The organism is Bacillus sp. ISL-77 (assembly GCF_018613105.1).
Map to the genome: position 1 here is coordinate 25,616 of NZ_JAGGQY010000090.1, position 25,560 is coordinate 51,175.

A 25,560-nucleotide genomic window follows, 5' to 3' on the forward strand; every position below is an offset into this window, starting at 1 on the left:
TAAAAGTTAAGTACTCAAACAAATGGAATAGGGCAAGGTGAGGTATCCTGCAAAAGTTGATGGCTATTTTAATTGGGAGCCTATTAATAGGTATTGGGGTTAATGCGTTTTTAATCCCTCATCATTTACTAGATGGCGGGATCATCGGCTTATCACTCATTCTCCATTATTATTTCGATTTTCAAACGGGCTTATGTGTAATTTTATTTAGTATGCCTCTGTGTATATATGCATGGTTCCGAGAACGTGACTACTTTTACAGTAGCTTTCATGGTCTAATGGTTTCCTCATTTTTTATTGATATACTGGCTCCTTTACAAAATCATTTTCCACTTCCCATTATTTTAAGTGCATTATTCGGTGGAGCACTAGGCGGACTTGGTGTTGGATTAATGCTTCGCTATCAGACAAGCACAGGAGGTACAGAATTGTTAGCGCATTTCTTAGCGAAATCCTTTTCTTTTAATATCGGAATCATTATCTTGATTGTCGATGGTTTAGTCTTATTATCGGGGTTTAAAGTGCTCGGATCGCAAAGTTTCTTCTATTCAATACTAACAATTCTTTCTTTTGGATTCATTACATCCTTACTGGTAAAGAATTCTAAACGGGATGCATTTTGATTAGAGTAAGTTCTAACTCTCTATCTACTTTGTCATAATCTTTTTATTTCATCTTTCCATATATATTTTCCGCATAGCTTCCAAATCGTACATTGGTATTTTTTCTTCTTTGTTCCATCACTTTTTCAAACTGCAGTTTTTTTCGCGTTAATTTTTCTTGCAACCTGTTGATTTCTTCGTCATCTGTTGCAACAGAAATTAGATCATTTAATGTAATCATTTCTTTTCGTAAATCTACTTGATCTGAAATGAACCCAGCATTCTTAAGGATGCGATAACCCATTTTCATTTCAGCGCTCATCCCTGGCAGTTCATCTTTCAAATCCAATGGTTTTCCCAATCCAGGTAGATTTTCGAACTCCTTATTTTTTATCGCTTCTTTTATTTTATCTTCTGCAATTCTTGAAAATAGGTCCAAGACAAGTCCCCCTTTTTATTTTTATTTTACCCTATGTAAATGTTATACAGAATGACAAAACAAACTACAACATGATTCGATTTTTATCTGATTTATAAAAAGACTCTAATCAAAATATATTTTGCTTAAAACAAATTTAACTTCCCTCTAAACAGAACAAATGTTTTATAGTATATTAAATATGTTGTGGTGTTTTGTAAAATACCATAAATAACATATAGAGGTGAAATAAAAGTGAACGGAACGGCACATGCAGCAATAGGGGCAGCAACAGGTTTTATAGTTGCGAACACTTTCCATACCTCCCCTTCAACCACACTCTTTCTAGTCGGATTAGGTGGTATTTCAGGCTTAATCCCCGATCTCGACATAGACGGGAAGCTTCGGGGTAAAATCACCTTATCTCATAAGGTGATTCGGATAGTGGCACAGTTAATTGGAATAATGATGGTCTTTTATAGTTTTTATGAAGGAACTACTAGAGAGAAGTGGATTGGTTTAGGGATCGGAATAGGGTTGATGATTGCAGCCTCATTGATCAAGCAAAAGCACATGTTAACGATCACAGGAATCGGTGTAATTGCAGGCGGATTCTCCTTAACTGAAATTTGGTTAATACTGCTTGGGATTTATATTTTAATCGCGTCTCTAGTTTCACACCGAAGCTATACCCATTCCATATTAGGGGTTGTTTTCTTCGGAATTATTGCTTCCAAATTAGAAAGATCCCTAGGAATTGACGGCGTTTTCTACACCTGCCTTGCTGGATACATAAGTCATTTGATTGCAGATTTTAAAATCTTACCATTCAATAAACGAGGGATTAAGCTTTTTTTACCTGTTTCATCGAAAGAAATTTAATAAAGTAGCAATAAATTTTTTTTCGTACATCAGGTTATTTAGTAATGATTATATTTTGAAGAAAGTACCCATGCCTTTCATTGTGTCAGCCAGATATTTATGGTTGACCTTTTTTAGTACTTAAATAACGCATGGGTAATAAATATAACTTATTCCAGATTTTTCGTTGGACTAATAAATAGGATGAGAGTATAGTAGTTTCCATGAGTCTTGAATATAGGAGGACTACGATGTTTGGTATATCCTTACCGCAATCTTTTTTACAGATGAATACCATTTTTATTTCGATCTTAATTGAAGCCCTGCCATTCGTCACATTAGGTGTACTAATTTCAGGGATCATTCAAATATTTGTTACCGAAGAAATGATTGCAAAAATCATGCCAAAAAATAAAGTATTAGCTGTAATCTTTGCAAGTTTCTTAGGTATTTTATTTCCTTCTTGTGAATGTGGGATTGTTCCAATCGTCAGTAGGCTAGTCTCAAAAGGAGTGCCAATCTCTGCGGGAATCGCCTTTATGCTGACAGCACCGATCATCAATCCTGTTGTCTTGTTTGCAACTTTTATTGCATTTGGCAGTGACTGGAAGATGGCGTTATACCGTGCGTTGGGAGCAATCATTGTAGCTATTGTAGTAGGAATTTTGATCGCTTTTCGATATAAAGGGAGCCCTTTTAAAGAGCATTTCCATATTCACCATTCGGATGGAAAATCGACCCCATTTTTCAAAAAGATCTGGCAGACCTTGGAACATGCTGTTGAAGAATTTTTCTCAATGGGTAAATATTTAATTATCGGGTCACTAATTGCCGCAGCCGTTCAAACATATATTAAGACATCGACTCTTGTTTCGATTGGTCAGGGACAAGCATCATCTTCCATCGTGATGATGACTCTCTCTTTTATTCTTTCTCTTTGCTCCGAAGCAGATGCATTTATCGCTTCATCTTTTAGAACGACATTTTCAACTGGTTCATTATTAGCGTTTCTTGTGTTTGGGCCAATGGTGGATATAAAAAATTTAATGATGATGCTTGCAACGTTTAAAAAGCGGCTAGTTTTTATGATTGTTTCTACCGTTTTCGCTGTTGTATTTGTATACTCTTTGTTGTTTTAAGGAGTGGGAACTATGATAAGAAGCTTAATATTAATTGGTTTTACTTATTTAATCTTTCAAATGCATCTTACAGGGGATATTAATAAATATATCAACATGAAATATTCTTATCTTTCTGCAACTGCTGGTTATGCATTACTTGTATTAACTATTGTCCAAATCTTTATGCTCAGTAAAGGCGAGTCAAAAGATGCTGGCTGTGATCATGATCATTGTGGGCATAACCATTCAAAAGAGAATAAATGGTATAAAAAAGTTTTCATATATCCAATTTTCGCCTTTCCAATTATTTCAGGTTTATTTTTTCCAATTGCCACACTTGATTCAAATATTGTAAAAGCAAAAGGATTTCATTTTCCCATTTACGATGAAGGAAAAGGCGATTCCTTTATGCAACAGCAATTTTTGCGTCCAGATACAAGTGTGTATTATGGGAAAGATGATTATGATGTGTTAATGAAAAAGGAAAAGAAAAAGTACGTTAATCAAGAAACGATTATTTTAAACGATAAGAATTATTTAAAAGGTATGGAAACTATTTATAACTTCCCTGGTGATTTTCTTGGAAAAGATATCGAGTTTAAAGGATTTGTCTTCAATGATTCAGAAACAATCAATAAGAACCAGCTGTTTGTGTTCCGATTTGGTGTAATTCATTGTATTGCAGATTCAGGTGTCTTTGGAATGCTAGTGGAAATGCCTGATGGCACGAAATTGAAAAACGATCAATGGGTAACAGTAAAAGGTAAAATATCAACAATCTATTATCAGCCCTTTAAAACCAACATTCCCTATTTAAAGGTAGAAGATTGGTCGACTACTTCTGCTCCTAAAGAAGAGTATGTTTTTAGGGGATATTAATTTATTAACGAAAAATGACCTATTCCACAGATGAATAGGTCATTTTTTTATTTATATTTCTAAAATGATAGTTTTAATGACTCAAGATTGTTTTTCATAACATCTATAAAGTCTAACCCTTTTTCTTGCTCTTCTTTAGTTAATCCTTCTAATGGATTTAAAACTTCAGTTTTAGCACCTATTTCATTAGCTAATGTCTGAGCCACTTTAGAAGAAGTAAGACCCTCAAAATAAATTACCTTTACATTTTTCTTCTTCGTTACTTCTGCTAATTCCTTCAATTTCCCTAGGGTTGGTTCTACATCTGGGGATAATCCAGCTATCGGAATTTGAGTTAACCCGTATTGTTTTGCTAAATATCCAAATGCTGCATGTTGTGTTACAAATTCTTTTTTCTTCGCCTGATTAATTGTCTCTTGGTATAAGTGGTCTAAATCGGCAAGTTGGGATTTAAAATTTTCTGCATTTTTTTCATACTGATTTTTATTTTTTGGATCTAGCTTTTCTATAGCCTTAGCAATAGTGTCGACCTCCTGTTGGGCTAACACGGGAGAAAGCCATACATGCGGGTCTTTTGAAGCTGCATGATCAGAATGATGTTCCTCCTCTGATTCTAATGCATTCATCAATTCAATCCCTTTCGAAGCTTCTACAACAGTTAAATTTGAATCATTAATACTCTTTAATACTTTTTCAGTCCAGCTTTCAAAGTATTGGCTATTGTATATAAACATATCTGCATCTTGAATTTTGGCCATATCTTTTGCTGTTGGCTCCCAGTCATGTGGTTCTGCACCGTTCGGTATTAATAGTTCAACATTCGCTGAACTGCCAGCCACTTTTTGGGTAAAATAATACATTGGATAAAACGTGGTGACAATTTGTAATTTTTTTGTTCCCTCACTACCTTTTTTTCCTTTTGTCTGAACTGCATTGGAACAGCCGCTTATCACCATAAGCAAAATAATTAAAGCGCATAGAAGTCTTTTCATAATCTTTTTTCCTCTCCATAATAGTTTTTAATTAGGAATTATTACGATTTAAAATGAATAATTATTCCATATAATATAAGTTTATTAGATTTAACAAATCGTAATGGTTACGAATTGTATCTTATAACGATTCATTATTTATGTCAATATGAAATATAATGAAATATTCTCAGATAAGTGCATATCAATATGAATGGGATGATAGATTTGAGGAGGAAATTTGCTATGGCCTATTTAAATAAGCTGCTAAAGGATATCTTTTGTATTCTATTATTTGGTTTATTCATGATTCTCTTTCTTTTTGCTGAGGAAATTAAAAATATCTCTTTTTTTAATAGAATCCCAAGTTCATTTTTAAATATCAATACGATTTTCCTGAGTATTATTTTAGAGGCTATTCCTTTTATTTTATTAGGAGTATTTGTATCAGCGATTATTCAAACATTTGTTTCTGAAAATGCAATCCGAAAGGTGTTGCCTCGTAATCCCTATTTAGCCGTCATACCCGCTGCATTGCTAGGAATAATCTTTCCCATTTGTGAATGTGCCATCGTTCCTGTGGTTCGCAGGTTAATAAAGAAAGGCATGCCATCCCACGTAGGCGTTGTGTTTATGCTAAGTGCTCCGATCTTAAACCCTGTCGTCTATGCGTCTACCTACTTTGCTTTTAAGAGTACGCCCTATATTGCCAATGCCAGAATGGTTGTAGGATTTATTAGTTCAATCATTATTGGATTAATCATTTACCGACGATTTAAGGGGGAAAATATTCTTAAAACAGTTAAAGATGGTCCTCATGATGACCATCATCACCACCATAAAAAAGTAAATAAACTTTTAGAAACCTTATATCATGCAAGTGATGAATTATTTGATACTGGAAAATATTTATTCATAGGAGCCTTCCTTGCAAGTTTATTTCAGACTTTTTTAGACCGCAATGTTCTGTTATCCATTGGGACAAGCACACACATAGCACCAGTGGTTATGATGGGGTTTGGCTATGTTCTTTCGGTGTGTTCTTCAGCGGATGCCTTTGTTGCTTCTTCATTCGGTTCTACCTTTACGGAAGGATCAATCCTTGCTTTTCTAGTCTTCGGCCCAATGATTGATATTAAAAACACCTTAATGTTGTTCGGGTATTTTAAGAAACGGTTTGTACTATTCATACTAATAGTAACTCCAGTCGTCGTCTATTTGTCAGTCTATATATTTCAGCTATTTTTTATTTAGGAGATGAATTATGAAGTATACAAATGATACCTTCCACCACCTAATCAGAGGAATCATTTTGATTGGATTTATGTTACTTTTATTCAAATTACTTCTTACTGGTAATATTACACTTCTGATTGCACCGAAAATGATTCGTTTTATTTACTTTACTCTATTTGTATTACTTATTCTGGGTGTTCTTTTGATTATCCGAGGAACTTCGGATCATAAACATTCTTTTCATTGTGATTGTGACGGGAATCATTCCTATCCTACTTCAATAGGTAAAAGTCTATTGCTTTATTTATTATTTGTTATTCCTATAAGCACTGGTTTTCTTTTTGCAAACAATGTGCTGGATAGCTCCGTGGCGATGAACAGAACCATTAAACTTGGATCAAATTCACAAGATACAAATCAAATCAAGACGGTTAAAAACAATAATAAATCGGAAGAATTAAATGCTACAAATGATAAGAATAAAACGAATTCCACATCAAATACCAATTATTCTCTCGATAATCAACCTGAGCCATTAACAGTAAAGGAATACGACAAATTAAAAAATGACATGTTAAAGTCAAAGATAATAAATATTAATGAACAGCTTTATGTCCCAATGATGAGTATCATTCAAGATAATCTACCAAGTATGATTGGTAAAACGGTTTCAACAAAAGGGTTTGTTTATAGGGAAAAGAATTTCATGCAAAATCAAATCATAGTTGCGCGATTTGGAATTTCTTGTTGTGTTGCAGATGCTTCAGTTTATGGAATTATGGCAAGTGGTAATATAGCAGCCTTACCGAAAGATAAATGGGTACAAGTAACTGGTTTGATTGGGCAAACCCAATATGATGGTGGTACGATCCCTATGATAAAAATAAAGCAGATTTTAAAAATTGCTGCTCCAAAGCAGCCTTATGTATTTGATGTTGGAGTGAAGATTGATTAAACACACAAAAAAAAAGAGACTGTCGTCTCTTTTTTTTGTTGAGAATAATTAATAATAATAAATTTCCAGTGATTTTTATTTATTTCCTGGTGCAGGTTGGTCCACACCTCTTATATGGTGCTTATGCCCATCATTTTCTGTAGTATAAAAATCATAATGATGTACATGCATGCCATTACCTACGGGAATAGCTGGACCGGAATATGCCTTATAATAATGGGTATGGCCATTTTCGAAAACAACATATCCCTCTGTATAATGAATATGGTTTTGATCCTGAGTCTGAATTGGCGGCGAAGTAACATCTAAACACTGATGGACATGACCTGCATCAACAGAAGTATAATCAACCGAACCATGATTATGGTTCGGCACAAACCCCTGAACAAAATCATCTTTACTTACCTTACTCACATCCTCACCTCAGTTAATTTTTTTGGCTAATTTCGTTGTTTTATAGATTTTGTACACGATAGACAAATAGTTGCTCGGTTGCGATTCAGATCTTGCTGCGAATGATTCTGGAGCAATTAACATCTGATTAAACTGGTCGATATTTACTTGACCAGGAAGTTGAGGCTGATTTTTTTGATAAACCTCCTTTGCTGCTTTATTACTAATGATATTTATTTAATAGTAGGAATATGTATTGGACAGGATTTAAAATTTTTATGTAAGTTAAATAAGATTCTCATTACTTTACAAAAGATTAACATGGAATCCATTATTTCTTCGCATTAATAGCATAAAATGTAATTATAGTGATACCTATTCAATAGCTCTTCTTACAAGTACAATTTCTAACTAGGAGGAAGTTGCATGTATAGTTTTCTAAATTTTCTGTTCTTAATGTATATCTCGGTTGCCTTTATAAGAATTTTTTATTTCTCTTTCTTCAAAACAAAATCGAATAAACATTGATAGCTACACCCAATCATTATCCATCTACTAATCCACAAAGTTATCTAATCATTTCATGTCCTTCCCCTATAATTACGCACCTGTGCCTATGTAGACACTCTACATTTCCAACGGACAAATAAACACATAAAATAAGGAAACCCTTTTGGGTCTCCCACAATGGAAATAAACTAGGTTTGTTCTAATCTAAACTAATTGGAACATATCCTCAAATACTTCGTTCCAATTTTTTGTTTTAGCAAGTGACTTACGTCTAAGGATATAGTTTTCGTGATTTTTGATGCTTTCTAAATGTTCACATGCACTGATAAATTGGCTAGAATCATTTGTATCTAAAAGAGCATATACAGACTGCTCAGCATATTTTTTAGTAGATGGCAAATGCATGCCAATTACGGACTTCCCCGCTGCAAGAAATTCAAATAACTTTAATGGAAAGACCGCTTGGTTATACTGAGATGACTTGTAGGGCATAATTCCAATATCTATTAAGTTCATATATTTTGGAACCTCGGAAGGAGCAACACTTCCAGTCCATAAAACATTCCTCTCAGTTAATAAATTTTTAAATTTAGGATGATCATTGGTACCATCTGGACCCACAAAAAGAAAAAGCCACTCACGCTTTTTTTGGGCTACTTCCTGGATCAAATCAAAATCCAGCTTAGGTTTAATTCCCCCGATAAAGCCTAAAACCGTTCCGTCAAAATGATCAGGTAGAATATGATCCATTTGTGTAGAATAGTTTGCAAACCTATCAAATTCCACCCCATTTTCAAAGGTAAACACCTTTTCTTCAGCACCTAACTTTTCTATGATTCTTGTACGTAAATATTCAGAGGTACAAAAAATCACATCTGCCCTTTTAATAATCCGCTCTTCTGCACTTGATATGATATTTTTTCTAAAATTGGCTAGGATAGAGTTTTTCCCATTGATAGGAGAGGTCCATAAATCACTGCAATCATAAACCACTTTATTCCAAGAAAAAAGGTTAGAAAGTGTTGGGAATCCAGGAAAGGTATACCATAAATTAACAGTATACCTTTCCTTAGCTTTTTTTAAATATAATAGTAATGGCTGCAATTTAATTTTATGAAATGAATCGATATAGCGGCCAAACCGAAACACTTTTTGTGGAAACAAATCTTGGATGGTCCATTGATCTATTCCATTAGACAATCTTTTATTGTGCTTTTCTTTTTGGTTTGGTGTTGGACATAACCAGATTACTTCCTTTGTTTCAGGATGATTTTGCAAATATTCTGCAAGCCGATGTCTACGATACCGAAGTTGATCTTGTTCCCACTCACCTGTTGCCACAATGATATGTATGCTCTTCATTTGTCCCATCCCTCTCTAGATCCTTTTAACAACCGCATGCAAGGCATAATGAGAAAAACACCAAAATGCTTTTATAAGGTTTAACTTTTCTACCTTGCGATACACAAACCAATTCATTTTTGCAGCTTTCCACTTGTTTCTCGAAATGGAAGGATTTCCTATCCGGTACTCGGCCAAATTTTCATTTAACCCGTAAGCAATTATGCCCTTTTTTAAAATGGCCAGCCAAGTGGCTAAATCCTGTCGTGTTCGTATGTTAGGCATTTGAATTTGACCGACAATGCTTCGGTCGATCATGACTGTCAAACATCCTATTATAGTATTCTTTAACATATCATTGTACGAAACCTGCTTGGGAGCTCCTATCCGTTTGTTCAATTGTACTCCTTCATTTGATACAAATTCGTAGCCTGTAAACGTAAAAGCATAATCGTTTGTTTGCATAAAATTAAGCTGTTTTTCCAATTTTTCTGGTTTCCAGCAATCATCACTATCAAGAAATGCCACAAATCTGCCCTTTGCATGCTGCAAAGCAATGTTTCTTGCAACAGCAGCCCCACCATTCTGATTTAAATAAATAACATGTATTCTTTCATCTATTTTTTCATAGAATTTTAATTTATCTGGTGTATCGTCAGTAGAACAATCATCTACAATAACCATTTCCCAGTTTTGAAAGGTTTGCTTTCTAACTGAATCAATTGTATGTTCTATAAACAAACTGGCATTATATGAAGGTGTTATAATTGAGATCTGTGGCTGCTGTGGACCCATAAAAAAACCTCCTATTAATTTGACCGTTCCCGGAAAATTACGGGGAAAACTATCCATAAAAAGCCTAGTGTTACGCCCAATAACACCCCTAAAACCATTCTCTCTTTTGAGTTGAAGGCTCTATTTTCAGTATTTATTGCATTTTCATCTGCTTTTTTTATTAATTTGGCGTGTTTAATTTCATATAGAGCTGTATTTAGTTCATATAAGAAACGTTGCTGATCTACTTTTGCATCTGGACCTACTTTTTCATTGTTTAATGATTCAATAGATTCCTGAATGATTTTCTGTTTTTGTTGGAACCTATCTTTGTCCATGGCCATAAAGGCGCTTGTGATCTCGTTAAGAACCTTAGCAGTGCTTTCTTTCGAATGATCGGAATAAGAAAGTGTTATCATGTTATCCGTTCCTGCTGTTACATTTAATTTCGTACTTATTTCGTCATACTTTTCTTCCCCTAGATCCGCCAAATGTTCTTCATAAAATGGGGCGTGGGTTAACAACAAAATGACACGTTTAGGATTATTAAAATCTGGGTCATTGTAGTTTCCAAGGGTAAGGGACGCTTCTGCTGTATAACTTGATTCCTCTTTTCCTACCGGCAGCAGCCACCCCATCACACCAAGCAAAATGGTTGTTGCTAATATTATTAGGATGTATTTGTTCATTCTTTCTTTTAAAGCTTGAATCATTTGTCCCATTTGAACCTTGCTCCTTAGTAGGAATTTTCCACATTGAGTTGATTTTTCTTGCCTGTCAATACCGAAACAATAGAAATAACTAATCCAAGAAATACCCAATGAAAATATAAGTTACTAACGGAACTTGGACTGATACTTGAAACAAGGAATCCAATAGAGCCCATCATACACGCTTCAAGTAACCCTTTATGGTTCCGATTGGTACATTCTTTATAAAATTTATAGAGACTTACAAAAAGATAGGCATACATGGTTACATAACCAAGCAAAATTATTACTCCAAAATTACCCATAATTTCGGCCAGCCAATTATGCACTTCCACCACATGATTTGTTGCATAGATGGACTCGTTTTTTAAATAGAATGGGATATTGCCAGCACCAACCCCAAATCCAAAGGTTTCTAATGAAAAGTGAAGGGTATTTCTCAGTAAATTTAATCTCGCTACATTAGATGGAAGCAGTTCATTACTTGGGTAAAAGGTTGCAGCGCTTAACAAACGCTCAAACATATGGATAAACGTGCCGAAAAATACGATTACACAAAATAGGAAAACTGTTGAACCGATAATGGCTGCCACTTTCTTTAAAAATCTCGGAAGAAGGATAAACATATAAACGATTAAGCCGATCATGACTCCAAGCAAACTAGCGCGTGATTCCGTCAAATAGATCATATACACGCATAAAATTGAAAGTATAAAACTTGTGGTTTTCAAAAATACTAGTTTACTATTTTTTGTTAAAGATAGATAAAAAAAGAAGGATATGGTAAGAAACGTGGCAAAATCATTTTGATTAAAGAAAACAGATGTTGGATATGACAGCTTATACTCAGAGCCTCCGTATAAAGTTGATGTAGGCAGCTGGATGTGTGCAAAATGATTTATTAATCCAATCACCAATAAAATGGCTGTCATAAACATCCAAATACCATAAAACAGAACCAAATTGATCATTTTCCTAAAAGTAAAAACTGCCAGAAAAACAAACGATATTCCCATACCCAAAAGAATTAAAGACTTAATGCCTTCTATTATGGACTTTGCCCATAGTAGTGAAACCGCTCCATAGGCCATCCAAAACAATAGAAAAAAGAGAACACCTTTTACATGTACCTCATTCCAATATTGCGGAAGATTCTTTTCCTTCATAGCTTGAAAGATAAAGAGAATAACCGCAGCTATCAGGAACAAGCGATACAAAAATAAACTAAAAAATCCAATATGAATGTTTAAAACCGATTGATTCAGAAAAGTTGTCATGACAAATAAGTACATAACGTAAGCTGATACATCTGTTGCCTGTTTAACTAGTGGATTACTTTGCATCAAACTTCCTTCTCCTTTTTCACATCAACTATTTACTAGCTGCAATTGATAAGCTTTGTTTGAGTACTGGAGAGTCTCTTGTAATCCTTCGAATAGTGTCATAGAGGGCTCCCAATTCAATATTGTTTTTGTTTCTTCATTGGCAAGAATACTATGACGTATATCGCCTGAACGCTCCTGTTTATAGATTGGAGATAAATTCGAACCAGTAGCTTCTTTCATCGTTTCAAACAATTCATTGATGGAAATGCATGATCCTGATGACACATGGACATTAATATTTTCCTTTGCATTAAGCGCCTTTACATTTGCAGATGCCACATCTCTAACAAAAATAAAATCCCTCGTTTGCTCTCCATCTCCATATATAACGGGAGCTCTATTCTCAGTAAGTTGATTTGAAAAAATAGCTACAACTCCACCTTCACCCTTTGAGTCTTGTCTTGGACCATATACATTGCTGTAGCGCAAAATACTATATGGCAGTTGATACAGTTTACTAGACATTTTCAAATAATTTTCAACTGATAACTTTGTAAGACCATATGGTGATTCAGGCTGCGTTGGGTGAGCGATGGTCAGAGGCAATGCCACAGGATTTCCATATACAGCTGCGGATGAAGCAAAAACAACTCTTTTCACCTTCGATTTAATCGCAGCTTTAATAATGTGAAGAGATCCCCTAATATTTACTTTTTCATCAAATAGAATGTCCCTGACAGACTCTGCCACACTTACTTGGGCGGCTTGATGGATAATATAATCTGGACAAAGGGAAACAATTAATTCAATTACACTTGGATCGGTAATGTCGTAATTAATGACTTCAATAGGTAAGTGCTCGATGTTTTCTCGTCGACCAGTTGTAAAATTATCAATAACCGAAACTTTGAAATCCTTTCGAAGCAATTCCTCTACTATATGGGAGCCAATAAACCCTGCGCCTCCTGTGACAATCACTTTACTCATCAAAAACCCTCCTATATTACCTTTGATATGACTGATTCCGATTGGATGGCTGGTCTCCCAATCGAAAGGTACGTAAATCCAAGACCTTTCATCATCTCTAAATCAAAAAGATTCCGGCCATCAACAATCAGAGGCTGCTTCATTAATTGTTTGACTAATGGTAAATCCAATTTTTTTACGTCCTTCCAGTCTGTCAAGATCATACATGCATCTGAATCATTGATAGTTTCATATATATCCTCTGAATAGGTGCACTGGTAACCGATCTGTTTTTTTGCTTCTACAATCGCGATGGGATCATATGCCTTAACGATCGCACCCTGCTCTGTTAAGTAGGGAATAATATCCATTGCTGGAGAAGACCTAATATCATCTGTATCTGGCTTAAACGCTAATCCAAGAACACTTATTGTTTTCCCTTTCAAAGAACCTAATTTAAGTAACAATTTATTCACTAATTGCACCCTTTGCCCTTCGTTTGTTTCAATAACAGCTTTGATTAATTTAAAATCGTACCCACAATCCTCGGCAATATGCAGAAGCGCAGCAGTATCTTTTGGGAAACAGGAACCGCCAAATCCAACGCCTGCCTGTAAAAATTTATTACCAATCCGGCTATCTAAGCCAATTCCAGTGGATACTTTTGTTACGTCAGCACCAACACGTTCACAAATATTGGCTATATCATTAATAAATGAAATCTTAGTAGCCAAAAAAGCATTGGCAGCATATTTAATTATTTCCGCCGTTTCTAAAGAGGCTTTCACAATATTTGCTGTAAACGGTTGATGTATTTCTGAAATAATTTGAAAAGCTTTTTCGCTTGTGGCCCCAATTACTGCACGCTCCATATTCATCGTATCCTGAATAGCTGTCCCTTCTCTTAAAAATTCAGGATTTGAAACAACATCAAAAGGTTGTTTTTCTTTGTTGAATTCATGAATAATAGTTTCAATTAATTTGCCAGTTCCAACGGGTACCGTACTTTTTGTGACAATCACTTTGTAATTATTTAAATTTTCACCAATGGATTTAGCGACTTGTTTTACATAGGTTAAGTCCGCTTTGCCTGATGATGTCATTGGGGTACCAACTGCAATAAAAATTACTTCAGCATCTCGAATCTCTTGACTTATATTAGCGCTAAAATTTAGCGTTCCCTTCCGTACATTTTTGTGGACCAGCTCTTTTAAACCAGGCTCATAAATAGGCATGATCCCCCGTATGAGGTCGTTTATTTTCAGTTGATCAATATCACAGCAAGTAACTTGGTTTCCTGAATCAGCAAAACATGTGCCTGATACCAGACCAACATATCCGGTTCCAATGACAGCAATTTTTTTCATCATTATCAATCCTCCTGATGATTTTTACTTGCAGAAAAGACTATTCAGTTAAATAAATAGATTCTATCGTCCGTGTATAGACATCATTTAGCAATGCTCCATTGTGATCGGCATGATAGTTTTTTTGGATATGTTCATACAGTTCATGCTGAACCTGCGTGGGATAAAGATTTCGGTTTAAGATACCGTTTATCCGATTTACTAGGCTTGATACCGACTTACTTTCTATTAAAAGCTGACGATGCTCCCCAAATAACTCCGGCACACTTCCTACTGCGGTACAAATCACAGGTACCTTTAGGGCTAGTGCCTCAATTACAACGGTTGGCATCCCTTCTGTATAAGACGGGAGGGCAAACACATCACTAGCAAACAAATAATCTTTTACACTTTCATTTTCAACTTGACCCGTTAAAAACAGCCTTCTATTGAAATCGGAATGCTGCTGTAATTTATCTTTCGCTGGTCCATCTCCAACAAACAAAATGGCTACATCATTAGAAAGCCAATGAAGTGAATGAGCGAGTTCAAAAACTCCTTTAGCTTGTGTTAATCTTCCTACAAAAACAACAATCTTCTTTTCCTCAGGGAGTTGAAGACGTCTTCTTATTTCCCTTTTGGTTTCCTCGGGAGGTTTAAATTGTGATAGATCAACCCCTATGGGGAGTACCATACTATCTCTGCCTGCTAACTCCTTTGTTCTAATTTTTAGGCTTTCCCCCACTGCCAATACCTGATTTGCCGCCTGTACAGTTTGTTCGAATGCTTTTTTTGCACTTGCGCTATAATTGGGATAAATATTTACATCACTGCCATGTAAGGTTAAAATCCACGGCAGCTTTTTTTGTTCAGCAACAATTCTCGCTGCCCCTCCTGACGGCATGGCAAAATGTGCGTGCATTAAATCGGGCTCTATCTCGTAATCAGACATTGTTTTTAATATGCAAGCAGCCATCCGTTTATCCGGCTGGGCCCATCTTAGTTGGCCCGGCAGTGCTAAATATGGCGGACGGTAGACCGTCACTCCTTTTCTGAGATACACAAATGGAATCTCCTTATAAGCACGATATTGCTTTTTTACATATCTGATCAAAAAGGGATTACGGGGCACAGGACAAATCACTGTAACCTCTACGCCTAACCGGATCAGTGCTTGAACCTGAGTTTCATGAAAAACACCAAGACCTGGTTTTTCGACACTGGGATAAGCACTTGTTATCCATAAAATCTTCATTATGTTTTCCCTCTAATCTGTTTTTTTAATATCCTCAAGAAAAAATGGGGATACATCTTATATAAAAGCAAAATATACGTGACCGCACTTATGCCTACCGAAAAAATAAGTGGCCAAATACTTGTTTGTGGAAAATAAATGGCGGAAATTTCCTTCATACAAAATGCGATCACTGTTATGATCATAGATAGTTGGAATGGAACAGAAATGGTTTGCAGGTATTGCCTAAAACGTAGCTGAATTAACCAGTTTAATAACCATCTTCCAACTAAGAAGTTCACCAGGCTAACACCTGCATATGTCCAAGCTACAACTTCCAATTTATTCGTCATGACGGCTAACCATAAAGAGGCACCATAGAGAATGAGGACGCCGGCATCCCAATAAAAAGCAATATTAGCTTTTCCTTTTGCTAAAATAACTGATCCATTTGGATTCATTAAAACTCTTAGAATGCCTACGACTGCCATGATTTGCACAACTGGAACGGCGTCCAGCCACTTCTGTCCAAAAATAGTTAAGATAAACACATTAGACACGGCCGTGAGACCCATCAAGATGGGAAAGGAAACTAGACTTAATAGCTTTGTCATGTGTAAGAATCCATCTGTTAATAAAACTTGATTCTGGTGACTTTTCGAAAAAACCGGAAAAGCCACTCTAGTAATAATCGGATTAATCTTTAAGACCGGAATTGTCACGATTTGATAGGCAAGATTGTAAATACCCAGTGCCTCCGCGCCCATAAATCGGCCGATTAATATCACATCAAGGTTGGAGCCAATTCGATTGACTAACCGTGAAGCTAATTGGTATGCCCCAAACGATATGTATTCCTTGCATTCCGACAAATTAAATACGAGTGAAGGCCGCCATTTCTTTTGATAACACATAAAATAAAGAATGCCTTTTAATGAATTCAGAACGACTTGCGAAATGACAAAGGCATAAATTGGACTAATTGAAAGTATGAGAATCACCAATGTTAAAAAGGAGAAAACATTAGTCCCTACTTCAATGGCACCCAGCAAATTAAAACGTAATTCTTTTTGTAACAAATATTGGCATTGCTGCCCGACCGGAGCGATTAAAAACATCACAGCCAATATTCGAATAAGTTCGACTAATTCACTCCGCTGAAAGTATGTCGCAATCAGAGGGCTAAAGAGGAATAAAAGTACAAACAACCCGATTCCTACTACTACATTTAGCCAAAACAGTGATGACAACACACGGGCCGAAACCCCTTCTTTTTGAATTACGGCTGTACCAAAACCAAGATCCAGCAATATCTGAGCAAACACTACAATTGTGGTAATCATTCCTACTAGCCCAAATTCGGATATACTCATCATTTTGCCAAGTAATGCAAATTGGATAATTTGAAGGGCTGTAATTATAAGTGTTGAAATTCCAGTCCACTTTACTCCTTTATGTAGTTGGTTTCTGATGACTGACATATGCTTTCCGCCTTTATTAACGTGCTCCCTCTCCTGTCAAAATTACTTTAAACGTCTTCAATATAATTTTAACTTCAAGTGAGAATGTTAAATTTTGTATGTATTCTAGGTCATATTTAAGTTTTTCTCTTGGAGAAATATCATATCCCCCACTAACCTGAGCTAGACCTGTAAGGCCTGGTTTAACAAGTAGCCGATTTTCGAATCCCTTTATCTCTTTATTAAATTTTGCTGTAAAGAATGGTCTTTCCGGTCTTGGTCCTACAATTGACATGTCTCCTTTTAAAACAGAGACCAATTGAGGAAGCTCGTCAATACGAGTCTTTCGGATTAATGCTCCCACTTTTGTGATACGAGGGTCATTTACCTCTGCCCACTTTGCACCTTCTTTTTCTGCATCCATTCTCATGGATCGTAACTTCACCATCTTGAATCGTTTTCCATTCTTACCAATCCTCTCCTGAACATAAAATGGAGACCCTGGTGTTTCAATGACAATGAGGATAGTAAATAAAACAACAACTGGCAGTCCAATAAATAACCCAACGGTTGCAAGAAAAATATCATACACTCTTTTTAAATAGAGGTAATGTTCCACATTCTTTGATAATGTGAGATTAGAGGCTGGGACCGTCAAATAATCTTGGTAGATATTGTAGCTTTTTTCAGTACTCACAAATGTACCACCCCATAAGATTTATTAATAAAGTGTTTTGCTAATCCATACGTAAAGTATAGGTACAAAACTTGAAGTTGCTGTTGAGTACTGGTGAAGAGTTTGTAAAATATTTAGAATATTTATTAAGTTTCTAAATACTTTGTAAAGATTTTTACAAAATATAGGCAGATATACCGATATAATGAAAAAAACTGACACAATAAGGATTTGGACTTTTCCTTTTTGTGTCAGTTTCTTAGATTCTTATAGGGTTACAAAAAAACTCCCTCTTATCTAGACAAGAGGGAGTTAGTTTAAGCTATCGATTCTTGCTTGGCAATTTTTAAAATTTCTAATGATTTAATATGGTAACCATCGATTTCAAGCACTTTAAATTCATAATCATCATATCTAACTTTATCGCCTTCGACGACATCCATTTTTTCTGATAAGATCCATCCACCGATTGTATCCATATCTGAATCGTCAAGGTCTAAACCGAATAAATCATTAATTTCATCAATTAGGACTTTACCCTCAACGATGGTTTTATTTTCACTAATTTTATTAATTTCAGGTACTTCATCCGCATCAAACTCATCACGGATTTCACCAACAATTTCTTCTAAAATATCTTCGACAGTGACTAATCCTGCTGTACCGCCATATTCATCCATTAAGATGGCCATATGAACACGGTCTTTTTGCATTTTCAGGAGTAAATCATGGATTGGGATCGATTCAATAACCTGGATAACTGGGCGAACATACTCTTGAATAGATGTTTCAACATTCTTGCCTTTAATATATTCGGTAAAAACCTCTTTCATATTTACCATACCAACTATGTTATCCTTCTCACCATCGATGACCGGATACCTTGTATAATTTTCTTCCGTCACGATTTGAAGACATTCATTTAAAGATTGTGAGATATCAAAAGCAATAATTTCAGTGCGTGGTACCATAATTTCATTGGCGTTTCGATCATCAAATTCGAAAATATTGTTCACATATTTATATTCAGATTGATTAATCTCCCCGCTCTTATAGCTTTCGGAAATGATTAATTGAAGTTCTTCCTCTGAGTGTGCTACTTCATGTTCTGATGCAGGTTTCAGTCCAAAAATTCCGACGATGAAACGAGCAGAACCATTTAGTGCTTTAATAAATGGATACATTATTTTATAAAAGAGAATCATCGGTCTTGCAAAAATCAAAGTGACCTCTTCCGCTTTTTGTATGGCAAAGGTCTTTGGTGCAAGCTCCCCAACAACTACGTGAATAAAAGTTACTGATGCAAACGCTAGTATAAATGAAGTAATACCTGAGATAGATTCTGGCATGTTAAAGTAACTTAACAGCGGATGAAGGATAAGTTCCACCGTTGGTTCTCCTAACCACCCAAGTCCTAAAGCTGTAACGGTAATTCCTAATTGACATGCAGATAAATATTCATCAAGATTAGTAACAATCGTTTTTGCCGCGATCGCGTTCTTGTTCCCTTCGCTAACGAGCTGATCAATACGTGTACCGCGGATTTTAACAATAGCAAATTCATAAGCTACAAAAAATGCTGTAAAAGCAATTAAAATTGCTATTATTAGTAGATTACTAATTATCAATGGTCTCCTTACTTAAAAGATAAGTAAGGAATACACCTCCTGTTTTTTTACGAGTTTATTTATTTTCTATCAAAATAATAAATTAATACTTAGCTAAACAATAATAATAATGTTTGAGCCAATGTAATGCCTTCTGATGATAATTTATTAACAAGTGATTCTTTTTGCTGGTTGTTTAATTTTTGAAGAATAGGTTCCATGACATTTATTTCTTCTTTCAGATGCTGCATAATACTGGCAATCTGTTCAACATGTTTTTCTACTTTTTGTTTATCAATTGTATTGTCTGACTTAATCAATTCAATGGAAGACTTTATTTCCTCAAGGGGCATATTCAAATTTTTATAATGTTCAACCATAGTTAAAATTTGAAGACACTCCTCACTGTACAATCGATAATTAGAATCCGTCCGAATAGGGTTTAGTAAGCCTATTTGGGTGTAATAATCAATTGTCCGTTTGGAAATATTCTTTAATTTTGCTATTTCACCAATTCGATACAACTCCCCAAATTACTCACCCCTTCCCATGTAAATGTTAAATTAAATATACCATAGACCAAACCGTACAGTCAACGTTCCGGTTTGATCTATGGTTATCAGCGTGTTAATATGACTGGTCCGTTTTTAGTTACGATAAGTGTATGTTCGTACTGAGCGACAAAGCTTTTTTCTGTAACAAAGGTCCAGCCGTCCTCTAGTTGAAACACTTCTTCATCATGGGTTGAAATAAATGGTTCAAATGCAATAACCATTCCTTCTCTAAGCAATCCATTATCAGAGGTTTCATTATAATTATAAATATATTCAGGTTTTTCATGGATTGTTCGTCCAATACCGTGTCCTGTAAGATTTTTAATCACGGTTAATCCATGATTTCTAGCCGTTTGAAAAACGACTTTACCCATCCCGTTTATTTTGGAGCCTGGTTTTGCTTTTTTAAGACCAGCTTCAAATGCCTCTTTTGCGACGTCGCAAATTTTCGATAAAATTTCCTCACCTTTTCCGACGACAATCGAGACGCCTGTGTCTGCAAAATAACCGTTCTTGGAACCAGAAACATCTATATTAACAAGATCTCCTTCTTGAATCACTCGATCACTCGGAATTCCATGAGCCACTTCTTCGTTGACACTAATACACGTAAACCCGGGAAAATCGTACTCCCCCTTTGGAGCAGAAATGGCGCCCTCCTTCTCAAATAACTGACCAGCTATATCATCGAGCTCCTTAGTAGTTACCCCAGGTACCGCTCGTTGCACTAATTCATCGCGAATCCCAGCAACGATTCTGCCAATTTCTTTCAATCCATTAAAATCCTCTTCCGTCTTTGCAATCATGCTTTTTCCCACCTATGTTATTTTATCTTAATAAACGTTCACCTATTAGATTGTACATTTATCCCCGGATAAAATCCAAGCATAACCTTTTGAAGTGGAGATATTGACAAAAAATACAGAGTAGTTAACAAGGCTACTCTGTATTTTTTATGGATCATAATAATTTTACTTTTTTGATAAAATTTATTTCATTTTGAAATTTTTCAAAAATTTCTTTATAGGTGGCATTAATTAAAAGTGGAAAGAGGTTTTCTAGTGCTTCTTGGTAATCTTGACCTAACGCTTCTCGGAGAAAAACATATTCATGAAAGAGCAGTGCTTTTTCAAAATCAATACCTAATTCATGTAAGCCTTTATACAAGTCCTTCTTAGGTATAAGTAAGATCTTCTTAAATATTTTAATATTTTTTCCAATGAATTTCTCTTCTATATACCGTGTAACATAGTCTGTATACACCATCTGACCAATAGTATTTGTTTCATTTTTGGAGTAGTTGAATCCAATCACACGATCTTCCTTATTTTCACGAATAATAAACGTTTTACTACCTCGTAAATGTGTAATAAAATTTTTGACGCTTTTATCAAAAATTTTATCAAATTGAATAATTTTTTGCAGTTTAACGGCAAAATCAGTATGTTCTTCACCCACAACAAATAACCGGTCAACAATCGGTAAAAGCTTTAAGACACCTTCGGAAAGTTGACTTGATGCATCATAAATAATGATATCGTACTCGTTTTTCATCAACTTCACTTTTCGTTTTTGTTCGATTAAAGTCAATTTAGAAAATTCATGAATGAGCTCATTTGAAGTCTCCTCTTTTTCTAAAGTCCCGTAAGAAATGAATGCAGCAGAAATATTTGTATTTAATTTAATCCAATTATAAATGGATAAAGACAATTCCGTTACACCTGATTTTGCTTTTGGAGAGTAAAAGCCAACTAAATACATGTCCCTCACATGCCTTTTATTTAAATAATATGCAAGAAGAAAACAAGTGTTAAAGACAAGCGACTACTATACAATTAATAACGTAGCAAAAATATTCTTGTGATAAAATATATATATTCTAAAAAACGCTTGATTATATTCCCAAAAGACAGAGGTATCCCAATGAAGAACATGAATAACAAAGAAATACACACATGGCTCGATAGCAAACAACTTCCATTGTTAGAAAAACTCAAATCTTTAGATGAAGTATTTTGGGTGAATCCTAACCTTGAAAATTCTCAACAAGGGCTCGAAAAATCTCCGCTGACTGTAGAGGATATTAAAGATGCGGAAGAAAGATTGAATCGTTTTGCTCCTTATCTCACTAAGGTTTTCCCTGAAACAAAAGCAGCCAATGGGATCATTGAATCTCCATTAGTGAGCATACCATCTATGCAGCAAAAATTAGCCCAGGATTATGGACAGCCTATCTTAGGTGATTTATTACTAAAGTGTGATAGTCACCTTCCAATCTCAGGGTCAATCAAGGCCCGAGGCGGTATTTATGAAATACTCAAACATGCAGAAGATTTGGCTCTAACACATCAATTGCTTACCATCCAAGATAATTATTCGATTCTAGCAAGTGAAAAATTCCGATCCTTCTTTTCCCTTTATTCTATTGCCGTCGGTTCTACTGGAAATTTAGGTCTAAGTATTGGTATCATAAGTGCTAAATTAGGGTTTAAGGTAACAGTTCATATGTCCGCGGACGCAAAACAATGGAAAAAGGACTTGCTTCGCAGCAAAAATGTGCAGGTAATTGAATATGAAGCCGATTACAGCAAAGCTGTCGAGCAAGGACGAATCCAAGCAAAAGCAGATCCTAGTTGTTATTTCGTGGATGATGAAAATTCAAGTGATTTATTTTTAGGATACGCCGTGGCCGCCTCCCGGTTGAAAAAGCAGTTAGAACAGTTAGAAATCACAGTTGATGAAAACCACCCTTTATTCGTTTACCTGCCATGTGGGGTTGGCGGTGGTCCAGGAGGCGTAGCATTTGGATTGAAGCAATTGTTTAAAGATAACGTCCACTGTTTCTTTGCTGAACCCACCCATTCTCCTTGTATGTTACTCGGATTATTGACGGGATTACATGATCAAATTTCTGTTCAGGATATCGGAATTGACAATGTCACCGATGCAGATGGACTTGCTGTCGGTAAACCCTCGGGATTTGTCGGCAAAATTATTGACCCTTTCTTAAGTGGAAGTTATACAATAAGCGACGAACAATTATACAAATTGCTCAAGGATCTTGTCGATACTGAAGAAATTCATTTAGAGCCTTCTGCACTCGCAGGGATGATTGGACCGGTTTTCTTATGTAGAGAGGGAAATGATTACTTACGGAACCATAATTTATTGGATAAAATGAGCGATGCTGCACATATCGTTTGGGCAACTGGCGGAAGCATGGTTCCTGCAGAAATGATGGCAGAATATTATCAAAAAGGATCAAAATAATTGAGAAAAACATTATTTATTTCAATGATGATTTCTATTGTTATATTTATTCTTTTTTCACCTGTTTTTATTCGACTAGTTTCATATTTACACCCAATCGTTTTAATAGTGGTCCTGTTCTGTATTGTTTGGTTGGTCTTATGGTTGGTTTTATTTATCCGGAAAGAAACGATCAATCTTCCCTACCCACTCTTTTTGGGAGGGTTAACTCTCTACACGGTTGCACTTGTGATTTTGTTATTTTTCCGCCCAAACGAGCAAAGCTATCACTCAATGAATCTTGTCCCCTTTTCCACAGTTGCATTTTATTTGTCAGGAAAAGTGAACTGGTTAATTTCCTTTTATAATCTGGCTGCTAATATTGGTTTGTTCCTTCCCTACGGCCTATGCCTTAGGTTTAAACAGTTTTCTCAATGGAAGGCATTATTTATTGCTTCATTGATGATTGCATGCATTGAGGTTTTGCAATTTGTTTCCCATCGTGGGAGCTTGGACATAGACGATTTGATTTTAAATTTACTTGGAATTTATCTAGGCTGCGTTCTCTTTCCTTTGGTTAAACAAGTGGTGAATATCACGAATACTAAAGGACCCATCGATAGATGAGTCCTTTAGTATCATTTATTATTAAGCTGCAAATACGAGTAATAGCCATAAATATAAGCTGATTAGGGTGAAAATTAGCGTGACGGGGATGACAACTATGGTCACTTTTATATATTGCATCCAAGTTATTTTAATCTTATTAGTCTTTAAAATATGCATCCAAAGCAGTGTTGCAAGAGTTCCGATTGGGAGGATCAGCGACCCAATATCACTGCCAATGATGTTTGATAAGTAAACGGTTTTCGTTAATAAGGGATCTAGTCCCATTTCCGTCAAGGCTAAGGTTGATATCATTAAGGCTGGATGGTTGTTAAAGATATTTGAAAGAAAAGCTGTTATGACCCCCATGGTTAAACTAGCATGCAGCAAACTATCTTTAACAATCGGTTTTAAATAGCTTAGTAAAAGATTCGATAATCCAATATTGTGTAAACCATAGATGATGACATACATACTAAAGGCGAATATTAAGATATGCCAAGGAATTTTACCGACCACATCTTTTGGATTTACCTTTAAGTGAATCCATCTCCATATAAGTAAGATAACCGAACCACACACAGCTACCAACGAGACTGAGATGCCAATAAAGGATGCGACGAAAAGACTAATCCGTACAAGGAATACAAAGACGAGCATATTGATCATGAGTTTCTTTTGTTGATTGAATAAAGTTTCAGAGCCTTGTTGTAATGGATGATATGGACGGTTTTTATGCAGTGGAATGGAGTAGGAATGGAAGCGGATTTCTTTCGGAATATCTTTCTTAAAAACTAGGAATAGTAGATAGGATAAAAATAGTAATCCCAGAACCCCAGGAACAAACATCATTTCCGTTTGGAGATACAAATCCATTCCTATTATTTTCAAGGCTATTAAATTAACGATGTTACTAACACCTATTGGAGCACTTGAAGCAGTCGCAATTAACGCACCACTTAAGAGAAACGGTATCTTTTGCCTGTTTTTTAATTTTAAATTATTTAAAATTAAGATCAGAATTGGTGTAGTAATTAAGATACTTCCATCGTTATTAAAAAATAGTGTCATTAAAAAGCAGAGTATTAAGGTATTCCAAAATAAGCGAATTCCTGACCCTTTTGATATTTTTAACATTAAAGCAGCGGTCCAACTAAAGAATCCAAAGCTTTCAAGTACGATAGCCATAACGATTGTGGCTATAATGGTAATTGCTGCCCCTGTAACCTTTGAACTTATGTCAACTAAATCCCCTATCGAAACGCTTCCACTTACAAAAACAATAATGGCGCCTATTGTCGCTGGGATTGCTTCGTTCATATTTTTTGGACGGATAAAGATCAGGACCATTGTTAGAATAAAAGCAAAGATGGTAATGATTACCGTCGATTGATGATACATAAAAATTAATTTACTCCCTTCACATAAGTTTCCTTCATTATTTTCCGTTTATTTCCTTCTTGTCCTTTGCTTTATAGTACGTCCCAAAGTGAAGGCTTGTTCTAAACGAATGTCTCGTCTTTTCATAAATCAGCATGTAACTAGAAGTATTTTCAATAATTCTACTAGATTTTTACCTATATTTTTATATATAGACGAATGACACACATGCATTTTAATAGGTTTATGTAATAAGGAATGAACAAAAAAACCGATACTTTTGAAAGTATCGGTTGCTACTGTTAGTGTTTTTTTCCTTTTGGACCTTTTTTACCATGGCTACCGTGGCTGCCGCTACTACCGCTGCTACCTGAGCTGCCTGAGCT

Annotated in this window: 25 protein-coding genes; 8 read left to right on the forward strand and 17 right to left on the reverse strand. The window is 35.5% G+C overall.

Annotated features, from left to right (window positions below):
• The first annotated feature begins 59 nt into the window (after positions 1-59).
• On the forward strand, positions 60-623 hold the full coding sequence (locus tag J7E77_RS28380; protein WP_214718783.1) for a YitT family protein: 564 nt from the start codon (positions 60-62) through the stop codon (positions 621-623).
• Between the two features lie 43 nt (positions 624-666).
• Here the strand turns inward: J7E77_RS28380 and J7E77_RS28385 are convergent, their stop codons facing one another.
• A complete protein-coding gene (locus tag J7E77_RS28385) occupies positions 667-1,041 on the reverse strand; it encodes a DnaJ family domain-containing protein (RefSeq protein ID WP_214718735.1) in 375 nt (124 codons plus the stop codon).
• Between the two features lie 234 nt (positions 1,042-1,275).
• Between J7E77_RS28385 and J7E77_RS28390 the strand changes: the two genes are divergently transcribed.
• The 3 genes from J7E77_RS28390 to J7E77_RS28400 all read left to right on the forward strand — a co-directional run bounded on the left by J7E77_RS28390 (position 1,276) and on the right by J7E77_RS28400 (position 3,881).
• Positions 1,276-1,902 (forward strand): metal-dependent hydrolase, encoded by a 627-nt coding sequence (locus J7E77_RS28390; protein ID WP_214718736.1) that lies wholly within the window; start codon positions 1,276-1,278, stop codon positions 1,900-1,902.
• A 230-nt stretch (positions 1,903-2,132) separates the two neighbouring features.
• Positions 2,133-3,020 (forward strand): permease, encoded by an 888-nt coding sequence (locus J7E77_RS28395; protein ID WP_214718738.1) that lies wholly within the window; start codon positions 2,133-2,135, stop codon positions 3,018-3,020.
• Positions 3,021-3,032: 12 nt separating this feature from the next.
• Entirely contained in the window at positions 3,033-3,881 is an 849-nt protein-coding gene (locus J7E77_RS28400) for a TIGR03943 family putative permease subunit (protein WP_214718740.1), read from the forward strand.
• Positions 3,882-3,940: 59 nt separating this feature from the next.
• Here the strand turns inward: J7E77_RS28400 and J7E77_RS28405 are convergent, their stop codons facing one another.
• Positions 3,941-4,873, reverse strand: a complete 933-nt coding sequence (locus J7E77_RS28405) for a metal ABC transporter substrate-binding protein (RefSeq protein WP_214718742.1) — start codon at positions 4,871-4,873, stop codon at positions 3,941-3,943.
• 225 nt (positions 4,874-5,098) lie between these two features.
• On the opposite strand from J7E77_RS28405, the gene J7E77_RS28410 reads away from it, so the two are divergent.
• Together J7E77_RS28410 and J7E77_RS28415 are read left to right on the forward strand one after the other, a co-directional pair.
• Positions 5,099-6,106, forward strand: a complete 1,008-nt coding sequence (locus tag J7E77_RS28410) for a permease (RefSeq protein WP_214718743.1) — start codon at positions 5,099-5,101, stop codon at positions 6,104-6,106.
• Between the two features lie 10 nt (positions 6,107-6,116).
• Positions 6,117-7,043, forward strand: coding sequence for a TIGR03943 family putative permease subunit (locus tag J7E77_RS28415; RefSeq protein ID WP_214718744.1), 927 nt, complete (start codon positions 6,117-6,119; stop codon positions 7,041-7,043).
• Between the two features lie 75 nt (positions 7,044-7,118).
• Here J7E77_RS28415 and J7E77_RS28420 read toward each other — a convergent pair whose 3' ends face one another.
• The 14 genes from J7E77_RS28420 to J7E77_RS28485 all read right to left on the reverse strand — a co-directional run bounded on the left by J7E77_RS28420 (position 7,119) and on the right by J7E77_RS28485 (position 21,700).
• A complete protein-coding gene (locus J7E77_RS28420; RefSeq protein WP_168244099.1) occupies positions 7,119-7,457 on the reverse strand; it encodes a YmaF family protein in 339 nt (112 codons plus the stop codon).
• A gap of 693 nt (positions 7,458-8,150) precedes the next feature.
• Positions 8,151-9,317 carry a teichuronic acid biosynthesis protein TuaH gene (gene tuaH, locus J7E77_RS28425; protein WP_251027106.1) on the reverse strand — a complete coding sequence of 389 codons (1,167 nt, stop codon included), beginning with the start codon at positions 9,315-9,317 and terminating at the stop codon, positions 8,151-8,153.
• 6 nt (positions 9,318-9,323) lie between these two features.
• On the reverse strand, positions 9,324-10,082 hold the full coding sequence (tuaG, locus tag J7E77_RS28430) for a teichuronic acid biosynthesis protein TuaG (protein ID WP_214718748.1): 759 nt from the start codon (positions 10,080-10,082) through the stop codon (positions 9,324-9,326).
• Between the two features lie 14 nt (positions 10,083-10,096).
• The gene (locus J7E77_RS28435) at positions 10,097-10,783 is read right to left on the reverse strand and encodes a GumC domain-containing protein (protein WP_214718750.1); all 687 of its coding nucleotides are present in this window, start codon (positions 10,781-10,783) and stop codon (positions 10,097-10,099) included.
• A 14-nt stretch (positions 10,784-10,797) separates the two neighbouring features.
• Complete coding sequence (gene tuaE, locus J7E77_RS28440; RefSeq protein ID WP_251027108.1) at positions 10,798-12,114, reverse strand: teichuronic acid biosynthesis protein TuaE; 1,317 nt, start codon at positions 12,112-12,114, stop codon at positions 10,798-10,800.
• A gap of 24 nt (positions 12,115-12,138) precedes the next feature.
• Positions 12,139-13,083: an NAD-dependent epimerase/dehydratase family protein gene (locus J7E77_RS28445; RefSeq protein WP_214718754.1), complete on the reverse strand. Its 945-nt coding sequence runs from the start codon at positions 13,081-13,083 to the stop codon at positions 12,139-12,141.
• Positions 13,084-13,094: 11 nt separating this feature from the next.
• The gene (gene tuaD / locus J7E77_RS28450; protein ID WP_214718785.1) at positions 13,095-14,429 is read right to left on the reverse strand and encodes a UDP-glucose 6-dehydrogenase TuaD; all 1,335 of its coding nucleotides are present in this window, start codon (positions 14,427-14,429) and stop codon (positions 13,095-13,097) included.
• Between the two features lie 40 nt (positions 14,430-14,469).
• Positions 14,470-15,663, reverse strand: a complete 1,194-nt coding sequence (tuaC, locus tag J7E77_RS28455) for a teichuronic acid biosynthesis protein TuaC (protein ID WP_214718757.1) — start codon at positions 15,661-15,663, stop codon at positions 14,470-14,472.
• Entirely contained in the window at positions 15,663-17,123 is a 1,461-nt protein-coding gene (gene tuaB / locus J7E77_RS28460) for a teichuronic acid biosynthesis protein TuaB (RefSeq protein WP_214718758.1), read from the reverse strand. The genes tuaC and tuaB overlap by 1 nt, the downstream gene beginning before the upstream one ends.
• Before the next feature lie 16 nt (positions 17,124-17,139).
• Complete coding sequence (locus tag J7E77_RS28465) at positions 17,140-17,799, reverse strand: sugar transferase (RefSeq protein WP_214718760.1); 660 nt, start codon at positions 17,797-17,799, stop codon at positions 17,140-17,142.
• Between the two features lie 296 nt (positions 17,800-18,095).
• Positions 18,096-19,406 (reverse strand): hemolysin family protein, encoded by a 1,311-nt coding sequence (locus J7E77_RS28470; RefSeq protein WP_214718762.1) that lies wholly within the window; start codon positions 19,404-19,406, stop codon positions 18,096-18,098.
• Positions 19,407-19,495: 89 nt separating this feature from the next.
• A complete protein-coding gene (locus J7E77_RS28475; RefSeq protein WP_214718764.1) occupies positions 19,496-19,909 on the reverse strand; it encodes a MerR family transcriptional regulator in 414 nt (137 codons plus the stop codon).
• A 95-nt stretch (positions 19,910-20,004) separates the two neighbouring features.
• On the reverse strand, positions 20,005-20,745 hold the full coding sequence (gene map / locus J7E77_RS28480) for a type I methionyl aminopeptidase (RefSeq protein ID WP_214718766.1): 741 nt from the start codon (positions 20,743-20,745) through the stop codon (positions 20,005-20,007).
• Positions 20,746-20,899: 154 nt separating this feature from the next.
• Positions 20,900-21,700, reverse strand: a complete 801-nt coding sequence (locus J7E77_RS28485) for a hypothetical protein (RefSeq protein ID WP_214718767.1) — start codon at positions 21,698-21,700, stop codon at positions 20,900-20,902.
• A 171-nt stretch (positions 21,701-21,871) separates the two neighbouring features.
• Between J7E77_RS28485 and J7E77_RS28490 the strand changes: the two genes are divergently transcribed.
• Both J7E77_RS28490 and J7E77_RS28495 read left to right on the forward strand, forming a co-directional pair.
• Complete coding sequence (locus tag J7E77_RS28490) at positions 21,872-23,209, forward strand: D-serine ammonia-lyase (RefSeq protein ID WP_374103016.1); 1,338 nt, start codon at positions 21,872-21,874, stop codon at positions 23,207-23,209.
• Entirely contained in the window at positions 23,210-23,815 is a 606-nt protein-coding gene (locus tag J7E77_RS28495; RefSeq protein ID WP_214718771.1) for a VanZ family protein, read from the forward strand. It begins immediately after the preceding gene.
• Between the two features lie 21 nt (positions 23,816-23,836).
• Here the strand turns inward: J7E77_RS28495 and J7E77_RS28500 are convergent, their stop codons facing one another.
• Positions 23,837-25,195, reverse strand: a complete 1,359-nt coding sequence (locus J7E77_RS28500; protein WP_214718774.1) for an arsenic transporter — start codon at positions 25,193-25,195, stop codon at positions 23,837-23,839.
• Positions 25,196-25,560: the final 365 nt, after the last annotated feature.

Excerpts from the sequence above, each read along its gene's own strand:
- J7E77_RS28380 (WP_214718783.1), top strand. The coding sequence starts at position 60 with ATGGCTATTTTAATTGGGAGCCTATTAATAGGTATTGGGGTTAATGCG.
- tuaC (WP_214718757.1), bottom strand. The coding sequence starts at position 15,663 with ATGAAGATTTTATGGATAACAAGTGCTTATCCCAGTGTCGAAAAACCA.
- J7E77_RS28435 (WP_214718750.1), bottom strand. The coding sequence starts at position 10,783 with ATGGGACAAATGATTCAAGCTTTAAAAGAAAGAATGAACAAATACATC.
- J7E77_RS28400 (WP_214718740.1), top strand. The coding sequence starts at position 3,033 with ATGATAAGAAGCTTAATATTAATTGGTTTTACTTATTTAATCTTTCAA.
- map (WP_214718766.1), bottom strand. The coding sequence starts at position 20,745 with ATGATTGCAAAGACGGAAGAGGATTTTAATGGATTGAAAGAAATTGGC.
- J7E77_RS28485 (WP_214718767.1), bottom strand. The coding sequence starts at position 21,700 with ATGTATTTAGTTGGCTTTTACTCTCCAAAAGCAAAATCAGGTGTAACG.
- tuaG (WP_214718748.1), bottom strand. The coding sequence starts at position 10,082 with ATGGGTCCACAGCAGCCACAGATCTCAATTATAACACCTTCATATAAT.
- J7E77_RS28500 (WP_214718774.1), bottom strand. The coding sequence starts at position 25,195 with ATGTATCATCAATCGACGGTAATCATTACCATCTTTGCTTTTATTCTA.
- J7E77_RS28410 (WP_214718743.1), top strand. The coding sequence starts at position 5,099 with ATGGCCTATTTAAATAAGCTGCTAAAGGATATCTTTTGTATTCTATTA.
- J7E77_RS28445 (WP_214718754.1), bottom strand. The coding sequence starts at position 13,083 with ATGAGTAAAGTGATTGTCACAGGAGGCGCAGGGTTTATTGGCTCCCAT.
- tuaE (WP_251027108.1), bottom strand. The coding sequence starts at position 12,114 with ATGCAAAGTAATCCACTAGTTAAACAGGCAACAGATGTATCAGCTTAC.
- J7E77_RS28405 (WP_214718742.1), bottom strand. The coding sequence starts at position 4,873 with ATGAAAAGACTTCTATGCGCTTTAATTATTTTGCTTATGGTGATAAGC.
- J7E77_RS28490 (WP_374103016.1), top strand. The coding sequence starts at position 21,872 with ATGAATAACAAAGAAATACACACATGGCTCGATAGCAAACAACTTCCA.
- J7E77_RS28415 (WP_214718744.1), top strand. The coding sequence starts at position 6,117 with ATGAAGTATACAAATGATACCTTCCACCACCTAATCAGAGGAATCATT.
- tuaD (WP_214718785.1), bottom strand. The coding sequence starts at position 14,429 with ATGAAAAAAATTGCTGTCATTGGAACCGGATATGTTGGTCTGGTATCA.
- J7E77_RS28395 (WP_214718738.1), top strand. The coding sequence starts at position 2,133 with ATGTTTGGTATATCCTTACCGCAATCTTTTTTACAGATGAATACCATT.
- tuaB (WP_214718758.1), bottom strand. The coding sequence starts at position 17,123 with ATGTCAGTCATCAGAAACCAACTACATAAAGGAGTAAAGTGGACTGGA.
- tuaH (WP_251027106.1), bottom strand. The coding sequence starts at position 9,317 with ATGGGACAAATGAAGAGCATACATATCATTGTGGCAACAGGTGAGTGG.